The organism is Synechococcus sp. CBW1107 (assembly GCF_015841355.1).
Taxonomy (GTDB): domain Bacteria; phylum Cyanobacteriota; class Cyanobacteriia; order PCC-6307; family Cyanobiaceae; genus Regnicoccus_A.
This window is the reverse complement of the sequence record NZ_CP064908.1, coordinates 1,237,677-1,255,558: the sequence shown is the minus strand read 5'-3', so window position 1 is coordinate 1,255,558 and position 17,882 is coordinate 1,237,677. Positions and strand designations below refer to the sequence as shown.

The following is a 17,882-nucleotide window of genomic DNA, read 5'->3' as shown; positions in this document are numbered from 1 at the left end:
AGAACCTGGATGATCTTTGGCGTGAAGAAGACGGATGGTTATTGCAGTGCTCGCGTGTGATGAATCTCTTTTTCGTGCTCCACGTATCGCGGCAGCTGAGATGCCTTTTGCAAAATCCCGAAACCAGGGATTTGGCCTCCCTCCGTCAGGACAGGTGACGCCCCTCCATCCCGGCCACGTCCACCACCAGAGGCCTGATGGAATCGATCGCTTGGTGTTCCACTCGGCAAGGCTGACAACATGGCCGTTCTGAGGCCCGATGTGAAGCGAGAGGCGTGATGCCTGGTCGGTTCAGCTGATCGATGACACGTCGAGAGCGGTGGTGGATCGTGGCGGTGCTGGGGGCACTGGGCGGGCTCGCTGCGGCCTGCAGCCTGGCGCCCTCCCCGAGGCCCCTGCTGGTGGCGGCAGCGGTGAGTCTGGCTGATCCCCTCCAGGAGGTCGCTGGGGTTGAACCACGTAGCCGGCGAGTCGGCCCGGCTGTGCAGTTTCACTTCGCCTCCTCGGGCGCCCTCCAGCAGCAGATCCTGCAGGGGGCGCCGGTGGATGTGTTCCTCTCAGCCGGTCAGCGTCAGCTGGATGCCCTCGAGAGCGCTGGCCGGCTGCTGCCTGGCAGTCGCCGTGAGTTGTTCAGCAACGAGCTGGTGCTGGTGGTGCCCTCTCGTTCATCGCGGCGAACCCTCAGCTTCGAAGGCCTGGCGCAGCCTGGGCTGCGCACGATCGCGATCGGTGATTCCACTGTCCCAGCCGGCGATTACGCCCGCCAGGTGCTGGCGTCCCTGGGGCTCAGCGCCGCGGTCGCGCCCAAGCTTGTGCCCCTGGGCTCTGTTCGTGCCGTGGCCCAGGCCGTGGCCGAGGGCCATGTGGACGCTGGTTTCGTGTATCGCACCGAAGCCCAGGCGCGCGAGGAGCTGCGCATCACTGCCGTGGCACCTGCCGGCAGCCATGATCCGATCCGTTACGTGGGTGCCGTGCTCAAGACCAGCCGCGACTCCGCCGCGGCCGAGGCCTACCTGCGGTCCCTGGCGCACTCAGCCGCACGCGAATCCTTCCTTCACCATGGTTTCGGGGGTCCTGCGCCCTCCTCCCAGCCGTGAGCGCAGGCCTCACCGATCTCTCGCCACTCTGGCTCTCCCTGCGCAGTGCCGCCCTGGCGGTGCTGCTGGTGGTGCCCCTGGGATTGTTGGCGGCCCGGCAGGTGAGCCGCTGGCAGGGTTCGCGCCGCGCCGGCGCCGATCTGCTGCTGCTCTCGCCTCTGGTGCTGCCACCCACGGTGCTGGGCTTTCTGCTGCTGCAGCTGCTGGGGCCCTATGGGCCTGTGGGTGCTGGACTGGCTCGTCTGGGGGTGGAGCTGGTCTTCCACTGGCCGGCCACGGTGCTCAGCTCGGCGGTGGTGGCCTTCCCTCTGCTCTACCGCACCCTCCTGGCGGCCTTCGATCAGATGGATCCCTCGCTGGAGGCGGTGGCCCTCAGCCTCGGGGCAGGACCCGGGCGGGTGCTGCGGACCGTCACCCTGCCGCTGGTGATGCCGGGCCTGCTGGCGGGGATCAGCCTCGCCTACGCGCGGGCCCTGGGTGAATTCGGCACCACGCTGATGCTGGCGGGCAACATCCCCGGCCGCACCCAGACCCTTCCCCTGGCGATCTATGCGGCCGTCGATGGCGGTGATCGCGCCCTGGCCTGGTTCTGGACCGTGCTGGTGCTGATCCTCAATGGACTCTGCCTGCTGCTGGTGCAGGGCTTCCAGAGCCTGCGGCTCGGCCGGCCGAGCCGGTCCCGGGCGCTGGAGGAGCCCCCGTCCCCGGTGGCTGCCGGCGTGGTGGCTGCCGACAGGGCCAGCGGCCCGGCTCCCTTCCTCCTCGAGGTGGACCTTGACCTTCATCGGTCCGGATTCCAGTTGCAGATGCGCTTCAGCACCAGCTGCCCGCGCCTGGCGATCCTCGGGGCCTCAGGGGCGGGTAAAAGCCTGTTGCTGCGCGCTCTGGCCGGGCTGGAGCATCCGGACCGGGGCCACATCCGTCTCAATGGCCGGCTGCTCCACGACAGCGACACGGGCCACGACACACCCTTGCAACGGCGTCGCATCGCCATGGTGGTGCAGCACCACGCGCTCTTCCCCCATCTGAGCGTGGAGGAGAACGTGGCCTTCGGGCTGGCCCGGAGGGAGCGGCGCCAGCGACGGGCCCTGGTGCAGGCCCAGCTGGAGGTGATGGGCCTGGCTGCGCTTGCCAGCCGCTTCCCACACCAGCTCTCGGGCGGGCAGCAGCAGCGGGTGGCCCTGGCCCGCGCCCTGGTGATCGAGCCGGAGCTGCTGCTGCTCGATGAGCCCCTCTCCTCCCAGGACGCCTACCGGCGCCGCCAGTTGCAGCAGCAGATGATCGAGCAGCTCCAGCGCACGGGCGTGCCCTTCCTGCTGGTCACTCACGACATCGACGAGGCCTACCGCATGGCCGACGACCTGCTGCTGATCGATGACGGCCGGCTGATCGGCCATGGACCTCGCCAGCAGGTGTTTCAGCAGCCCGGGACGCTGGCGGCGGCCCGCCTCACCGGTTGCAAGAACATCACCCGGGTGGAGCGTCGCGGTTCCGGAGATCTGTGGGCGCCTGCCTGGGGCGTGGCGCTGCGGCGCGGGCGGCCCTGGAACACTGGCACCACCCACATGGGTCTGCGCGCCAATCACCTGGAGTTGCGCGCCGCCGGCGATCCGGTCGAGCCCGCGGAAGCCAATGCCTGGCCCTGCCGTGTCGTCGAGGTCAACGAGAGTGCCTGGAGCGTGTCGGTCTACGTGCGACCCGTGGGGCAGACGCCCGCCGCCGCTGAGGCCCTGCAGGTGGAGATGGCGGCCGGTGCCTGGCGGCGACTGGCCTCAGGCAGCGGCCCCCTGATCCTCTCGATCCCGGAGTCGTGCCTGATGCCCCTGTGCTGATCAGGGCAGAGGCCGATCGCGCACCCCCGGCAGCCGCCCGCGGGCCAGCTGCTGTTTGGGGTCGAACTGGGCCTTCACCGTCTCGATCAGCGCCCGTGACGGGACGTCGTCCCACGCCGGCACCTGGCAGCCCGCTGGCTGCTGCAGCACCGTGAGCACCCCCCCGCGGGACACGCAGCAGCGCCGCAGCTCCTCCACCCGGTAGGCCGGCAGCTGCGCCGGCGCCCAGCAGTCGCCCAGGCCGCTGCCGGCCCCCAGGACCACCGGCAGATCCCGCAGCGCCCGCTCGGCCAGCAGGGAGCTCGAGCGGGCCGGCAGCACTCCCAGGCGCAGCAGCCAGCCGCCGGGCTCGGGCCGGCCGAGGGCCACGGCCCGCAGGGCCTCGAGCCGCTCCGGATCGAGGGGCTGACTGCGCAGGCCCAGGCCTTCGGCCTGCCCGCGGATTTCCTGGCACTGGGCCCGCAGGGCGGCCTCGCTGACGCTGGCCAGCCCCAGCAGCAGCGCCGGCTGCGGCTCGGCGCCCGCCAGGGCGGCCAGGGGCGGGCTCCACCAATCGATCAGTTCGGGGGTGAGGCTGGATCGCAGCAGCCAGCGGCGCAACTGATCGAGGGGCTCGAGCTCCCCCTGCAGCAGCAGGCCCCGCCGCTCCGGCGGCTGGGGGCTGGTGCGCAGCGTCACCTCCGTGATCAGTCCGAGCGAGCCCCAGCTGCCGGTGAACAGCCGCATCAGGTCGTAGCCGGCCACGTTCTTGACCACCTTGCCCCCCGCCCGTGCGGCGACCCCATCGGCGCGCAGCAGGCCGATGCCGATCAACTGGTCGCGCACACCCAGATAGCGCTGGCGCAGGCCACCGGCCAGGCCACGGGCCACCAGTCCCCCCACCGTCCCCGCACCAGTCCCGTCGGCATCGCTGCCCCAGGGCCAGTCGACCGTGAGCCACTGGTTCTCCCGGTGGAGGGCCTCCTGCAGCTCCCGCAGCGGGGTGCCCGCCTCCACCGTCACCGTGAAGTCCCCGACGGCGTGATCGAGGATCCGGTTCATGCTCCGGGTGCTCACCACCAGGTCGGTGTCAGGCACCGGCGGCCCCCAGTGCAGGCGGCTGCCACTGCCGGCGGGAAGCCAGGGCGTGCCGTCCGCGTGCAGGTCACGCACGAGATCGGCCAGATCGTGGGGATCAGGGGTGATCACGGCACGATGGTGCCATGGCTCCATGGCCTTCCCCCGCGTCCGCCGGCTTGAAGATCATCGTCCTGGATGACGACCCCACCGGATCCCAGTCCGTGCATGGCTGTCCGCTGCTACTGCGCTGGGATCCGGCCACCCTGACGCAGGCCCTGAACGACCCATCCCCCCTGCTGTTTCTGCTCAGTGACACCCGCTCGCTCGAGCCCCGGCAGGCGGCCAGGCGGGTGGACGACATCTGCCGGGCCCTGCGGGCGGTCCTGGGGGAGGCCCCCGGCGACGCCCCTGGCAGCGGTGGTCCGGGGTCCTGGCTGATGGTGAGCCGTGGGGATTCCACCCTGCGCGGCCATTTCCCCCTGGAGATCGATCGGATCGCGGCGGAACTCGGCCCCTTCGATGCCACCTTGCTGGTGCCGGCCTTTCTGGAGGGAGGGCGCACCACGGTGGAGGGGGTTCACCTGCTCCATGGCGAGCCGGTGCACCGCTCGGCCTTCGCCGCCGATGCACGCTTCGGCTACCCCACCAGCCATCTGCCCGCCTGGGTGGAGCACAAGAGCGGTGGTCAGCGCCGGGCCGAGGCGGTGCAGCGGATCACCCTGGCGGAGCTGGAGCCGGAAGGCCACCAGGCCCTGGTGGAGCGGTTGCTGGCCCTGCGCGGCAACCCCGTCGTGGTGGTGGATGCTCAGCGGCCCGGGCAGCTCGAGGCCCTGGCACGGGCGATCCGGGTGGTGCTGCCGCTCAGGCGGCTGCTCGTCCAGTCGGCGGCCAGCCTGCTACAGGCTCTGGCCGCCCTGCCGCCCCAGCCCCTGCCACCCGCGGGGCTGGCCCGGCTGCGCCGCGGCACGGCCCCGGGCGCGGTCCTGGTGGGCTCCCATGTTCCCCTGAGCGATCAGCAACTGCAGCACCTGCTGGCCGAGCCCGCCTGTGCCGGTGTGGAGCTGCCGGTGGATCGCGTGCTGGAGGCGCTGCGTCAGCTGCGGCCTGCGCCCGGGAGCCTGCCGTTCCCGTTGGCCTCTGCTGAGATGGAGTCCGTGGCCGCCGAGGCCCTCCAACCGCTCCAGGCCGAGCTGCTGGAGCCGTTACGGCGCGCCTGGAGCGCCGGCCGCACGCCGGTTCTGTTCACCAGCCGGGGGGAGAGGTCCTGCCGCGACATTCAGGAACGTCAGCAGCTGTCTCTGGCGCTCGCGGGCCTGATGGCCCGGATCGCCGTCCGGCTGCCACCGGAGCTGGCCTATCTGATCAGCAAGGGCGGCACCACCAGCCAGACGCTCCTGCGGGATGGCCTCGCCCTGGCCGCGGTGAGGCTGGAGGGTCAGCTGCTGCCGGGCCTCTCGCTGCTGCGCCTGCCGGCCGACCACCCCCGCTTCCCGCAGCTGCCCCTGCTCACCTTCCCCGGCAATCTCGGGGCGGCGGACACCCTCCACCAGGCCTGGCGGTTGATGGAGCCGGAGGGGGGCAGACTCTGAGCAGGAGGTTCAGCCGCCGCTGGCGCTGCGCATCAGCAGCTCCACCGGATGGGCCACGGGGATCGGCCGAGCGGTGGCCTCCATGTGCTGGCGGATCTGCAGGCTGCAGCCGATGTTCGCGCTCACGGCCAGATCGGCGCCGCTGCTGCTGAGATCGGCGGCCTTGATCCGGCCCAGCTCGGCGGCTTCCTCGGGCTGCACCAGGTTGTAGATGCCGGCGCTGCCGCAGCACACGCCCGCTTCCACCGCCTCCACGATCCGCACGTGGGGGATCTGGCGCAGCAGCTGCCGCGGCTGCTGGCTCAGCCCCTGGCCGTGGAGCATGTGACAGGCATCGTGGTAGGCCAGGCGCAGCGGGCGATCGGCGCTGGCGGGACTGCCATCGTTGTGGCGCAGGGGCCGGAGCTGAGCCACGAACTCGGGGCTCAGTCCCACCCGGTGCAGGAACTCCTGGATGTCGGCCACCTGGGCGGCGAAGGCACTGCCCCGGGCGGCCCAGTCCGGCTCCTCCGCCAGGATCGTGTCGAGCTGCTTGAGGGTGTGCCCGCAGCCGGAGGCCGCCACCAGCACCGCCTCCAGGGGTTCTGGGCCCGCCGGCCGGCCCTCGCCGATCACGGACTCGAAGCGGTCCAGCAGATCCTGGCTCAGGGCGCGGGTCCGCTCCAGCTCCCCCTGGTGATGGGTCATGGCGCCACAGCAGTTCTGCCCGGGTGGGATCACCACCTCGATGCCGTTGGCGCTGAGCAGCTCGGTCGCGGCACGGTTCACCGCCGGATCGAACAGGCGCTGCACACAGCCCGTGACCAGCCCCACCCGGTGGCGCCGCCGGCCCCGGGCGGGAACGACCACCGGAGCCTCGTCCTGGAAGGCCTCCGGCTGCAGGGGCGGCAGCAGCCGCTCCATCGCCTCCAGCTGAGGGCCGAGCAGCCGGGTGAGGCCGCTGCGGCGGGCGAGCGCCTGAAGGGGAGTGCCGGCGTAGAGCCGCAGGGGCTGCAGCAGCGCCCGCAGGCGCGCGGGGTAGGGCAGGAGCTGATACAGCAGAGCCCGGAAACTGCGCTGCCAGGGACTGCGCAGCTCCGGTGCATTCAGCCTGGGCCTGGTGGCGGCGATCAGCTCGTCGTAGCGGACTCCCGAGGGGCAGGCCGAGACGCAGGCCAGGCAGCCGAGGCAGCTGTCGAAATGGCCCGCCACGGTGGCGTCGAGGCTCAGTTCACCGCGATCGATCGCCTTGAGCATGTGGATCCGCCCGCGCGGCGAATCCATCTCCGTGCCCAGCACCCGGTAGCTGGCGCAGCTCGGCAGGCAGAACCCGCAGTGGATGCAGGGGTCGGTGGCGAGCGCACTGGCCGTCCGCAGGAAGGGATGGTCGGGCTGGGTGACGGTCATCGCTGGGGGCCGGGGCGCTGGAGCCGGTGCTCAGAGATCGAAGTGGCCGATCACCGCCTCGGCGAAGCCGGAGCAGCTCACAGGCTCGACCCGGGGTTCCATCAGTCTGGCGAGGTCGTAGGTCACCTGGCCATTGACGATCGCGGCGCTGATGCCGCGGGTGATCAGATCGGCAGCTTCCTGCCAGCCCATGAACTCGAGCATCATCACGCCCGAGAGGATCACCGATCCCGGGTTGATCCGGTCGAGGCCCGCATGCTTGGGCGCGGTGCCATGGGTGGCTTCGAAGATCGCCGCGTGATCGCCGATGTTGGCTCCCGGCGCCATGCCCAGGCCGCCCACCACGGCGGCGGCGGCATCGGAGATGTAGTCGCCGTTGAGATTGAGGGTGCAGAGCACCGAATACTCCTGGGGGCGGGTCTGGATCTGCTGGAAGATGCTGTCGGCGATGCGGTCGTCGATCAGCACCATCGATTTCCACTTGCCGTAACCGTGGCTCTCACCGATGGCGGCCAGCACCTCCTTCACCTCCCGGTCCACAGCCGCCTTTTTCTCGGGCGTGAGGCTGTCGTAGCCGGGCTCGATCAGGCGGGCGTTGTCTTCGACGCTGAGGCCGTGATTGCGGTCGAGGTTGTCGAGGATCCAGCTCTCCCGCTCGGTCACACAGACATCGCGGAATTCGCTGGTGGCCAGCTCATAGCCCCAGTCTCGGAAGGCCCCCTCCGTGAATTTCATGATGTTGCCCTTGTGCACCAGGGTCACGTGGCGCTTGGCGCCATCGAGCTTCATGGCGTGCTGGATCGCCTTGCGGACGTGGCGCTGGGTGCCGGCTTTGCTCACCGGCTTGATGCCGATGCCGGAGCCCTCGGGGATGCGGCGCTGGCCCAGCTTGCCGTTGGCGGGGATCACCACGTCGTTGAGGTGGGCGATCAGGTCGACGCACACCGGATCGGTGGCCTCCCACTCGATCCCCATGTAGATGTCTTCGGTGTTCTCCCGGTAGACCACCACGTCGAGGTCCTCGGGACGCTTGTGGGGGCTGGGGGTACCGGTGTAGTAGCGGCAGGGGCGCACACAGCAGTAGAGGTCGAAGATCTGGCGCAGGGCCACGTTGAGCGAACGGATCCCTCCGCCGATCGGCGTGGTCAGCGGCCCCTTGATCGCCACGCCGTACTGCTCGATGGCGGTCAGGGTGTCCTGGGGCAGGTACTGATAGGTGCCGTAGAGATCGCAGGCCTCATCTCCGGCGTAGACCTTGAACCACTCGATGCGGCGCTCGCCGCCGTAGGCCCTGGCCACCGCCGCGTCCAGCACCCGCTGGGTGGCGGGCCAGATGTCCACGCCCGTGCCGTCGCCGCGGATGAAGGGAATGATCGGATCCGACGGCACCACCGGCAACCCGTTCTCGAAGCGGATGGCTGTGCCGCTGCTGGGGGCGGTCAGCTGGTCGTAGGCGGGAGCTGGGGTGGACGCCATCGGCGGCAGATCGTGCGACGTGATTCAGGACGAACCGGGGAAACCCGTGGTCATCCCCCGACCATGTCTCGCAGTGGCCGTCGGCACGCTGCAGCATGGTTCGGTTGGGGGAGCCTAAGTTCAGCCCGACCCGCACGTCTGCTCAGGGGAAACGCCATGAATGCGGCAGACCTGGCCCGCAGTCCGGAGATGGCCCAGGCCATCGCCTCCGCGGCCGGCCTGTTCCGGCGTCATTTCCCGGATGCCAGGGCCAACCTCACCCCCTGGCGTGACGACCCGGTGACCCGTCGCTTCGAAGAGGAGGAGTCGGTGGATCTGGCCTTCCATTTCCCGGGCTGGAGCCCGCGCCTGCAATGCCGCAGCCTGCTGATGCAGCTGCGGCTCGCCGCCGCACCCGCGCCCGCCCAGGGGCCGCCACGGCTGCTGGGCGTCGTGCTCAGCGGCATGACGTTCCAGGGGGAACAGTGGCGGCTGGCCACGGTGGGCGACTGGTGCCCCAGCGGCCCCAACCTGCCCAGGCCCGATGTGGTCGAGAAGCTGCAGCAGGTCTGCCGTGAGCTGTTCACGCTGCTGGCCCGCGATCCGGATCGGCAGGACCAGGCCGCTTAAACCTTCGCAACCAACTTGGTCCTGCCACCGCATATCAGCCCTACCTTGACTGTTCCGTACAAACAGCACCCCGGCTGAGATGTCTGTCGACCTGGCGTTCCAATTGCGCGAAGGCACCAAGAAAGCGCACACGATGGCCGAGAACACCGGCTTCGTGACCTGCTTCCTCAAGGGAGTGGTCGACAAGATCAGCTACCGCAAGCTGGTGGCCGACCTCTATTTCGTCTACAGCGCGATGGAGGAGGAGATCGGCAAGCTCAAGACCCACCCCGTCGTCGGTCCGATCGCCAGCGACGCCCTCAACCGCCGCGCAGCCCTGGAGGCCGACCTGTCCTTCTACTTCGGCTCCGACTGGCGTCAGCAGGTGTCCCCCACCCCAGGCGCCGAGGCCTACCTGGCCCGCATCCACCAGGTGGCGGCCGAATCTCCCGAGCTGCTGGTGGGTCATCACTACACCCGCTACATCGGTGATCTCTCCGGCGGTCAGATCCTCAAGAACATCGCCCAGAAGGCCATGAATCTGGGTGACCACGATGGTCTTCGCTTCTACGAATTCGACGCCATTCCCGACGAGAAGGCCTTCAAGGCGAACTACCGCGCCAGTCTGGATCAGCTGCCGATCGATCAGGCCATGGCCGATCGCATCGTGGCGGAGGCCAATCATGCCTTCCACCTGAATATGGTCATGTTCCAGGAGCTGGAAGGCAATCTGGTGGCGGCCATCGGCAAGGTGCTCTTCGGCTTCCTCACCCGCCGTCAGCGCACCGGCAGCACCGAAGCCGTCGCGGCCTGAGCTACGGCCCGGCTGGGTCAGACTGATTCATCGACAGCTCAATACCAGTGCGACCGCTCCGATTTCTGCTGCCCGGAACCGCTGGGAAGTACCGCTGCGGGGGTCTGCAGGTTGAGCTCCAGACGATCAGGCTCACAGCCGGGCTTAGGCCCACCGAACTGGTGACATACCGTCAACGGGAAGCCGGTCGTCCATTTCTGGACGATCTGTTGCGTGATGAATCGGCTCCGGGAATGGCTCTTTGGATCGTCAGCTGGGGCTTTGATGTTCCTCGCCTCCTGCGACGCCTGCGGGGTCGGCCCGTCGCTTATCACGCCCACAGCAGCGGTTATGGCTTTGATCTCCCCCAAGGGGTGCCGGTGCTGGCCGTGAGCCGCAACACATTGGGCTACTGGGGAGACCGGGCCCCCCGAAACCCCCTGTTCCTGGTGCCCAATGCCCTGCAGCCCCAGTGGAGGGATCAGGGACTGGAACGTGAAATCGATGTCTTGGTGCAGGCACGGAAAACCAGTGCCTATGTCCTGCACCAGCTGGTGCCCGTGCTGCGAGGACGGGGCCTGAGTGTGCGGGTGCAGCAGGGCTGGGTCGATGACCTGGTGGGCCTTTTCAATCAAGCCAAGGTTTACATTTACGACTCTGCCGATTACTGGCGGGGTCGTGGCGTGAGCGAAGGCTTTGGTCTGCCCCCCCTTGAGGCCATGGCATGCGGTTGCGTGGTGTTCAGCAGTTTCAATCACGCCTTGGCCGATCTGCTCGATCCCGGGTTGGTGGGCCACCAGATCGGCTGCGGCACTATGGCATCCGATCTAGAGCGAATTGAAGCGGCGGTGGCCGATCCGTCCTCTTGGCGTGCCGACCCCGCCCAACTGACCTCCCGGCTGTCCGAGAGCTCCGAAGCCAACCTGCAGGAGCGCTGGCAGAGAGCCCTGGTGGCGATTGATGGCCACTGGGATCGGCTGCAGAGGAGCCACAGCCCAGGCGACAGCTCTCCAGTTTCGGAGGCGCTGAGGTCTCCCCGGCTCTGGCAGTTGCGCTGGCGACAACGACTGGGGCGCGTGAGACGCCGGCTGCTGACCTGATCGATTTCTTGTTGCTGGGGCCTGCGTATCGTTTGTATGCAAGGGATCTTCGCCCTGCCTGCCCGCCGCTCAATCCCTTCATGAGCTTCACTTTGATAGCCGGCCCATGCGTGATCGAAAGCCGCGACTTGGTTATGGAGATCGCCGAACGGGTGAAGGGGATCACTCAGCGGCTGGGCATCACCTATGTGTTTAAAGCCAGCTTCGACAAGGCAAACCGCAGTTCCGGTGGTTCGTTCCGCGGCCCAGGGCTGGAGGAGGGTCTGGCTGTGCTGGCTGAGGTGAAGCGTCGATTCGGCCTGCAGGTACTCACCGACATCCATGAAAGTCGGCAGGCGATGCCGGTGGCGGCGGTGGCGGATGTGCTTCAGATTCCTGCCTTCCTCTGCCGACAGACTGACCTGCTGCTGGCGGCCGCCGAGGCCGTCCGTGGCACCGACAAGACGATCAACATCAAGAAGGGTCAGTTCTTGGCGCCCTGGGACATGGCCGAGGTGGTGAACAAGATGAGGGCCGCCGGGGCCGACAACCTCTGGTTGACGGAACGGGGATCCAGCTTCGGCTACAACACCTTGGTGGTGGATTTCCGCAGCTTGCCCCAATTGCAGGCCCTGGGCTGTCCTGTGATCTTTGATGCCACCCACTCGGTGCAGCAGCCGGGCGGTCGTGGAAGCAGCAGTGGCGGCCAGCGGGAATTTGTGGCACCGCTCGCACGGGCAGCGGTGGCGGTCGGCGTGGACGGCCTGTTCATGGAAGTGCATCCCGATCCTGAGAAGGCCCTCAGTGATGGTCCGAACATGGTGCCGCTGTCCCGCCTAGAAGCACTCCTGGAACAGTTGATGGCCATCCGGGCTCCATTGGTCGCCCAGGGTGAGGCTCCCAGCACGCTGTGATAGTCCGTCAGCAGGGAATCAGGTCGTGGCTCGGGCAATGGAACTGGATCTGCCCGTGGTGGTGTCGCTCCAGGTTCGCTGATCTTGAATTGCTGGTGCTCGATGTCGATGGGGTGCTCACCGATGGCGGGCTGTGGACCAATGAGAGGGGTGAAGTGATCAAGCGCTTCGATGTGCGTGACGGTCTGGGGATCCGTCTGCTCCAGCAGGCGGGAATTGAGGTCGCCCTGCTCAGTGGTGGTAAGGGTGGCGCCACCGAACAGCGTGCCAGTTCCTTGCAGATCCGCCACTGCCTCACCTCTGTCAAAGACAAGCCAGCGGCTCTAGTCGAGCTGCAGCGCTCTCTGGGGGTCACCCCTGCCCAAACCGCCTATTTCGGGGATGATCTCAACGATCTGGCCGTGCGGTCTGTGGTGGGTTTGCTGTTCTGCCCTGCTGATGCGGTAGTACCCCTGAAGCGCCAGGCTGACTGGGTGCTGGCACGAGCTGGCGGCGATGGGGCCGTGCGTCTGCTGGCGGAAGCGATTCTTCGTGCACGCGGCCTATGGCAGCCGTTGGCGAAACGGGGATGGCGGGATGGCAATAGCTGAGCCAATTGATCGTTCTTTTTCAATAGGCTGCCCCGTCACCAGCGTTGCCTATCCAGTCGCTCGGCCCTTAGCTGCCTGAGGCGCATACCGAGTCCTGGACCAGGCCGCTCCCCGGCAGCGATCAGGTCGTCAGCGGTCGGTTCGGCCCGGAGCGTCCTCCAGTGCAACAGCCAGCGCAGCAGTCCCCGCCGCAAGCGAGGTGGGAACTCCAAACCCGAGTAGGCCGCCAGCAGGAGAGTGACCCCCTCCGGGCTGAATCCCTGTCGTTCGAGGGCCTGGCTCAGCCTTGAGGGGCTCCACTCCGGCTCGGTTGCTGTCTGGCACACCCACCCCCGCAGCCGTAGCAGCTCAGTGAGCAGGCGATGACAGCGTCCAGCCAACTGCAGCCTCTTGGCGAGTGTCAGGGGGTCGTCGAGGCGGGCCAGCAGGGCGAGCAGCAACCACTCCTCCTGGGGCCATGGCGGTCGTTCGAGGCGAGCGGCCAGGCGCTGAGCTCGTCGGAGCCGTCGCAGCCAGTGCCGATCGTGTTGCAGCCCGGGGTCGAGAAGCACCAGCGAGCCCCATTGCTGCAGAAGCATCAGAGCCTTCTCCCAGGGCTCCCGGCCCAGCAGAAGCTCAAGTTCGCTGCGCAGACGCGTCCCGAGCCCCGGCAAGGACCCACGGGACTTGATCTGCCAGGGCCAGTCCGCAAGGGTGGTGTGCACCTGAATCAAACTGGCTTTGCTCAAATCCATGCCGAGCCGAGCACCGTAGCGAGCGGCTCGCACGATCCTGGTTGGATCGTCCCGCAGGCTGTCTGCATGCAGGAAGCGCAGCTGATGCCTGGCGAGATCGCTTCGGCCATCGAAGGGATCGAGTAGATGGGCTGTGTTGTTCTCCCGGGGATCCAGCACCATGGCCATTGCATTGATCGACAGATCCCGGCGGGATAGATCGTCCTCGAGCGACCCGAACTGCACCACAGGATGGCTGCCAGGTTCCGGGTAATGTTCCTGGCGGGCAGTGGCGATATCCAGCAGGATGCCGTTGACTTCGAGCTCGGCGGTGCCGAAGGCGTCGTGCAGATGAAACAGGCTCACCGCCTTCCCCAGCTGCTGCCTAAGTGTGATGGCGACGCGATGGGCAGCTGGCGCCCGCACTCCCGGCGTGCTCTCCTCCACTATCAGATCCAGATCGGGCAAGCCGAGTCGGGGATCATTGTGGGGTCGGTGCAGTAGCAAGTCGCGTACCGCTCCCCCCACAAGTGCCACCCGCAGGGGGGCCGCCAGGTCCACCACTTGGCGCAGCAGGCGACGAAGTGGTTCGCTGTAAGCAATCGTGCAACTGTGGGGGGCCAGGGAGTCAGCGGCGGCATTTTCCAACGAAGAGTCGCCCATGCTGAAATCCGTCTTCCAGTATCGGTCGTGGTCGTTTCGCAGTGGCGGCAGGCATAGAAACCACCCGGGGCAACACCCTGCTGCTGGCACAGCCAGGAGTCGGAGTGACGACCTGTGAGAGCATCGAGCGGGAGAAACCTCTAGGCGGCAGCAGCTCTTGTACAAAGCGCGCTGCCGCCAGCCAGAAACAGTCCTTCTCCCTCCTCAGCTCCCAGTTCTCCTTCCGCAGCCGGTTGAGTTCCTCCCGCTCTGCTGTGGTGAGCAGGTCCTTGTCCTTGGAACCAGCCAGTCCGTGATCAATGCGGGTCTGGCGCACCCAGCGGCCACCGCCTTCTGCTGCGCCGTGATCCGGCGCCTGGTTCTGGTGGGGGGGGTTCGTCATCGATGGACAGTCTGGTGGTCATGGCGTGACCCTTATCGACTTGTCCTCAAAATCGGGGGAACCCCAACCCGCCTCAGAGGTTAACGATGGGCCCTGGCCAGAAAAGCCAGTCCACGTCACTGCCGCCGCCGGAACTGAAATCCACGGAAAGCCCAGGCACCTGGGTAGCCCAGAGCCGGCCGCGCGACCTCACCAACGCAGCAAAAAGCCACTGGCAGGGCACTTACAGCCCACAGGAGCATCCTTTGTCAACCGGAACAGCCGGTGGCATGACACACCTAATCAAGTTTCTGGTAAAATTTCAAGCTGGAATTAGGTGCCTCTGCCGGTGCGGCCAGAGGGCTGAAGTTTAAGTATCTGAGGAGGCGACAAAGACAGTCTCATCAAGGCAAGGATGTCTTCGCAGACTATGAAACTCCTTCATGACGGTTGGGATGCCAAATAGGCAGCTCAAGGAGTTTTGTGCTCCTGTGCAACAACTCCAGTTGCCTGCGTGACGTTCTTACCAATAAATTCTTGTCCTTCAGCAGCCGCTTCGTCGATTGAAATGCTCGTTGAAGCCCCTGGTCATCACTCTCATCACACAAGGCTGAGTGTGTGTCGACTGATCGAAGCTTTGGCCTTACTGTAATTGCCTCGTGACGTCCGGTGTGATCGGCCCAAATGGAACCACCCTCCTCATTTGCCGCCCATCCCAGCCCGTTGACGCGATCGAGCTGGGATGGTCCGGCCCCGATCCCGATATTCATCGGCTACGACCCGCGTGAGCGGGCCGCCGCCAACGTGTTGATCGATAGCCTCTACCAGCACAGCAGCGCACCGCTGGCGATCACCCTCTTGGTGACTCCCCAGCTGGAGCGCCAGGGTCTCTACCGCCGGAAGCGAGATCCGAAGCAAAGCACGGCCTTCTCCTTCACCCGCTTCCTGGTGCCCCATCTGATGGACAATCAGGGTTGGGCCGTCTTCATGGACTGCGACATGCTTTGCCGCGGAGATATCGCCGAGCTTTGGGCCGAGCGCAATGACGACTACGCTCTAATGTGCGTGCAGCATCAGCACGTGCCAGCGGAAACCGTGAAATTCCTGGGTGAGGTGCAGAGTGCTTACCCGAAGAAGAACTGGAGCTCCCTGATGCTGCTCAACTGCGGCCGCTGTCGGGCGCTCACTCCCGAGTACGTGAACAGCGCCAGCGGCCTGGAGCTGCATCGCTTCCACTGGCTGGCCGGTGACCATGAGATCGGTGCCCTCCCCGACCGTTGGAACCATCTGGTAGGTGTGCAGCCCGCCCCAATGGCCGGCGTGGACGAAGGAGGTCCAATCCTGCTGCACTGGACCCTGGGGGGGCCCTGGTTCCGGGAGCAGCGCACCATGGGCGGACACTTGGCGGCCGAATGGTTCTCGGCGCGGGATGAAGCCATGCAGCTCTGGGGATGAAGGCGCTGATCCTTCTTGATCCCGAGGCGGTCCATTGGTGGAGTCAGGCGAGTCGCCAAAAAGTCGATGATTCTTGCGTATTCTGCGGTTCGTTAAAGGCCTGGGCAGAGCTAGAGCGTCGCCAGCTCGAAGCGGGTGTGCGCTGGCTAGGACCTTGCGGTGAAGGCCCTTGGCGTGAGTTTCAGGAACACCTGCAAGCCTGGAGCCGGGCCTTGGCGATGGTCGGGGCACCAGAGCATGGGGCCCCCGCCGCTTCAACTTTGGAAGAACTCCTCTGTGGCGACCTTGCGGCTCCAGCTTTGCTCACCCTGGCCCTGCTGCCAGCCTGGATCGGACAACTGGCCCAGGCCGAAGCCGTCTGCATTCCAGTCGGCAGGGCGTTCCGACCCCCTCGATTCGGCCAGCTAGGTGATCTTCCCCTGCTGGCCCTAGCCGCGGGACTAGAGGCCCGCTGCACAAAAATAGATTACTTAGAGGTTCTTGATCCGATCGGATTGGTCGGTTCAGGCCCCTCACAGCCACGATCCGCTGACTGGAGAGGCCGCCTGAGTGGGTCAGGAGTCTGGCTAGCGACCGGCAAACTGCGCCATCCGGAGCTAACTCTGCTGGCACTTGAGGCTGCCGGATTGTCAGTCCGTCTGTTTGAGGCAGAGCCGGCCGCACCCTTGCCCGATCTCTTTGCAGGCACACCCACTTACCGATGTCACGAAGACCTAGACGATTGTCCGAGGCACTCGCCGCCGCAGTGCCCCTGCCCCCCGCCCTCTGGGGCGGAGGCCGGCCCAGAGGCCTGGTTGGCAGCCCTTGGCGATTGGCACCCGCTGGTGCAGGAGGCGCAGCACCTGGCTGAACGACGTCTTCGGCTCGATCGATCCCTGGCCGAACACTGGGCTCTGGAGCCGCCCCGGCTGATCTTGGTGCCGGAAGAAAATAGTCGGGCGGTGGAGCGATTGGTCATCCTTGCCCGCCAGAAGGCCGTGCCCCACGCTGTCTTGCATCACACCGCTGAGGTGCTGCCCTTCCAGTCAACCGGGCGATTTCAGCGGCACCTTCGGCCGGGTGATGCACGGTTGGTCCCGCTGAGGGGGCAACGGCGCTCGAGCCGTGATCAGCCCCACACCCCGGCCGCCGCGGTCGTGATGCTTGATCCGGTTCGCGCCCATCTATTAGATGCCGTGGAGTTGGAAGGACCGATCCCCCAGGCGTTGGATGGTTCGGTGGGCTGGCTCCATTACCCTCTCCAACAGCAGTCGCTTGTGCCGTTCGCCGATACAGAGGCCTACTGGGGCGCCTTTGACCGCATTGCGACAGAGTTGGCTGCCCACGGAATTCCGCTGCAGCTGGCCCGCAAGCCACCACTTGAGCCTGGCGGCTCTGGTGATGCGGTCGCCCAGGGATTGCGGACCTGCCCGGAGATCCTGTCCTTGCCTGCCTTGTTAGCGAGCTGCCGACTGGTGATCGCTCCCGGCCACATCGGGACGGGCCATCTGGAGGCGATCGCCCGAGGTCGTCCGGTGGTGGTGGTCACCCCGGAACGGTTGAATCGCCCCTCGCTGCTGCTGGAGGACGAGAGCCTCCCCATTCCTCTCTGCTCCGTGGCAGGTTTCTCTAGCTGGTTCATGCAGCAACAGCCTGACGCCCTGATTCAGCTCTCCTTCAAGCAAGCTGAATGGTTGCGTCAGCAGTTGGTCAGCACCCAATCGCTGCTCGGCTGGCTCGCCAAAGCCGGGGTGGAGATCGATACCCGGCCCCAGCGCTTCCTCGGCAGCGGTCTGATGGCCCAACGGCCGTTGCTCGATCGGGTTGAGTCGATGGATCGGCTGAGTCGGCGATTGCAGGCCATTCGCCGCAGCTTGCCCGGCAGACTTCTGGGCCAGCTGAAGCGGGGTTGGAGCCGATGAGAGCCACACCCGTCAAGGGCTGGCGGAAGTTGGAGCGGAAGGTGAGAAAAGCCCTTCTTCTCTTTGTGGCGCTGTTGCGGGGGGATCCAGATGGCCTATTGAGGGTGGCGGCCGAGCGCCTTGTTCCCCGACTGGAGAAGCATCGCAATGCCCCTTGGGCCGATCGTCTCAGGATCGCTTTGCTCGACTGCCAACCAGGTTGCCGAGCTTCTCCGCAACAAGTGCAGGATGTTTTGGCCGCATCAAGCCTCCTGATGCCTCCACGATGGCAGCTTTCGCCAGGTCTTGAGAGGCGCCTGCTCCGCAGGATGGCCGCTCGAATGGTGCGCACTGGTGCGGCGTCCGTCACCTGCGATGATTGGATCAGAGTAAACGGCTCGTGGTGT

The 17,882-nt window shown here is 66.7% G+C and carries 15 protein-coding genes; 10 read left to right on the top strand and 5 right to left on the bottom strand.

The features are described 5' to 3' along the window. The first annotated feature begins 302 nt into the window (after positions 1–302). Positions 303–1,097: a molybdate ABC transporter substrate-binding protein gene (gene modA / locus I1E95_RS06595; protein ID WP_197166421.1), complete on the top strand. Its 795-nt coding sequence runs from the start codon at positions 303–305 to the stop codon at positions 1,095–1,097. Continuing rightward, the gene (modB, locus tag I1E95_RS06590) at positions 1,094–2,929 is read left to right on the top strand and encodes a molybdate ABC transporter permease subunit (protein WP_197166420.1); all 1,836 of its coding nucleotides are present in this window, start codon (positions 1,094–1,096) and stop codon (positions 2,927–2,929) included. Before modA ends, modB begins: the two co-directional genes overlap by 4 nt. Here the strand turns inward: modB and I1E95_RS06585 are convergent, their stop codons facing one another. Beyond that, positions 2,930–4,141 (bottom strand): FAD-binding oxidoreductase, encoded by a 1,212-nt coding sequence (locus I1E95_RS06585; protein WP_231594910.1) that lies wholly within the window; start codon positions 4,139–4,141, stop codon positions 2,930–2,932. On the opposite strand from I1E95_RS06585, the gene I1E95_RS06580 reads away from it, so the two are divergent. Continuing rightward, on the top strand, positions 4,132–5,577 hold the full coding sequence (locus I1E95_RS06580; protein WP_197166416.1) for a four-carbon acid sugar kinase family protein: 1,446 nt from the start codon (positions 4,132–4,134) through the stop codon (positions 5,575–5,577). The genes I1E95_RS06585 and I1E95_RS06580 overlap by 10 nt on opposite strands. A 9-nt stretch (positions 5,578–5,586) precedes the next feature. Here I1E95_RS06580 and I1E95_RS06575 read toward each other — a convergent pair whose 3' ends face one another. Both I1E95_RS06575 and I1E95_RS06570 read right to left on the bottom strand, forming a co-directional pair. After that, positions 5,587–6,963: a (Fe-S)-binding protein gene (locus tag I1E95_RS06575; RefSeq protein WP_197166415.1), complete on the bottom strand. Its 1,377-nt coding sequence runs from the start codon at positions 6,961–6,963 to the stop codon at positions 5,587–5,589. Between the two features lie 30 nt (positions 6,964–6,993). After that, positions 6,994–8,439: an NADP-dependent isocitrate dehydrogenase gene (locus I1E95_RS06570; RefSeq protein WP_197166414.1), complete on the bottom strand. Its 1,446-nt coding sequence runs from the start codon at positions 8,437–8,439 to the stop codon at positions 6,994–6,996. A 156-nt stretch (positions 8,440–8,595) separates the two neighbouring features. Here I1E95_RS06570 and I1E95_RS06565 point away from each other — a divergent pair, with 156 nt between their 5' ends. The 5 genes from I1E95_RS06565 to I1E95_RS06545 all read left to right on the top strand — a co-directional run bounded on the left by I1E95_RS06565 (position 8,596) and on the right by I1E95_RS06545 (position 12,403). Then, a complete protein-coding gene (locus I1E95_RS06565) occupies positions 8,596–9,048 on the top strand; it encodes a hypothetical protein (protein ID WP_197166413.1) in 453 nt (150 codons plus the stop codon). 79 nt (positions 9,049–9,127) lie between these two features. Next, positions 9,128–9,841 (top strand): heme oxygenase (biliverdin-producing), encoded by a 714-nt coding sequence (locus tag I1E95_RS06560; protein ID WP_197166412.1) that lies wholly within the window; start codon positions 9,128–9,130, stop codon positions 9,839–9,841. Between the two features lie 47 nt (positions 9,842–9,888). Further along, positions 9,889–10,920 (top strand): glycosyltransferase, encoded by a 1,032-nt coding sequence (locus I1E95_RS06555; RefSeq protein ID WP_197166411.1) that lies wholly within the window; start codon positions 9,889–9,891, stop codon positions 10,918–10,920. An 80-nt stretch (positions 10,921–11,000) separates the two neighbouring features. Beyond that, positions 11,001–11,813 (top strand): 3-deoxy-8-phosphooctulonate synthase, encoded by an 813-nt coding sequence (gene kdsA / locus I1E95_RS06550; RefSeq protein ID WP_197166410.1) that lies wholly within the window; start codon positions 11,001–11,003, stop codon positions 11,811–11,813. Between the two features lie 95 nt (positions 11,814–11,908). Continuing rightward, positions 11,909–12,403 carry a KdsC family phosphatase gene (locus tag I1E95_RS06545; RefSeq protein WP_370594578.1) on the top strand — a complete coding sequence of 165 codons (495 nt, stop codon included), beginning with the start codon at positions 11,909–11,911 and terminating at the stop codon, positions 12,401–12,403. A 35-nt stretch (positions 12,404–12,438) separates the two neighbouring features. Here I1E95_RS06545 and I1E95_RS06540 read toward each other — a convergent pair whose 3' ends face one another. Further along, positions 12,439–13,779: a CCA tRNA nucleotidyltransferase gene (locus I1E95_RS06540; RefSeq protein WP_197166409.1), complete on the bottom strand. Its 1,341-nt coding sequence runs from the start codon at positions 13,777–13,779 to the stop codon at positions 12,439–12,441. Next, entirely contained in the window at positions 13,745–14,161 is a 417-nt protein-coding gene (locus I1E95_RS16835; protein ID WP_231594909.1) for a hypothetical protein, read from the bottom strand. Before I1E95_RS16835 ends, I1E95_RS06540 begins: the two co-directional genes overlap by 35 nt. 663 nt (positions 14,162–14,824) lie before the next feature. On the opposite strand from I1E95_RS16835, the gene I1E95_RS06535 reads away from it, so the two are divergent. Both I1E95_RS06535 and I1E95_RS06530 read left to right on the top strand, forming a co-directional pair. Next, positions 14,825–15,595 (top strand): glycosyltransferase, encoded by a 771-nt coding sequence (locus tag I1E95_RS06535; protein ID WP_197166408.1) that lies wholly within the window; start codon positions 14,825–14,827, stop codon positions 15,593–15,595. A gap of 1,070 nt (positions 15,596–16,665) precedes the next feature. After that, complete coding sequence (locus I1E95_RS06530; RefSeq protein ID WP_197166407.1) at positions 16,666–17,496, top strand: hypothetical protein; 831 nt, start codon at positions 16,666–16,668, stop codon at positions 17,494–17,496. The last annotated feature ends 386 nt before the right edge of the window (positions 17,497–17,882 follow it).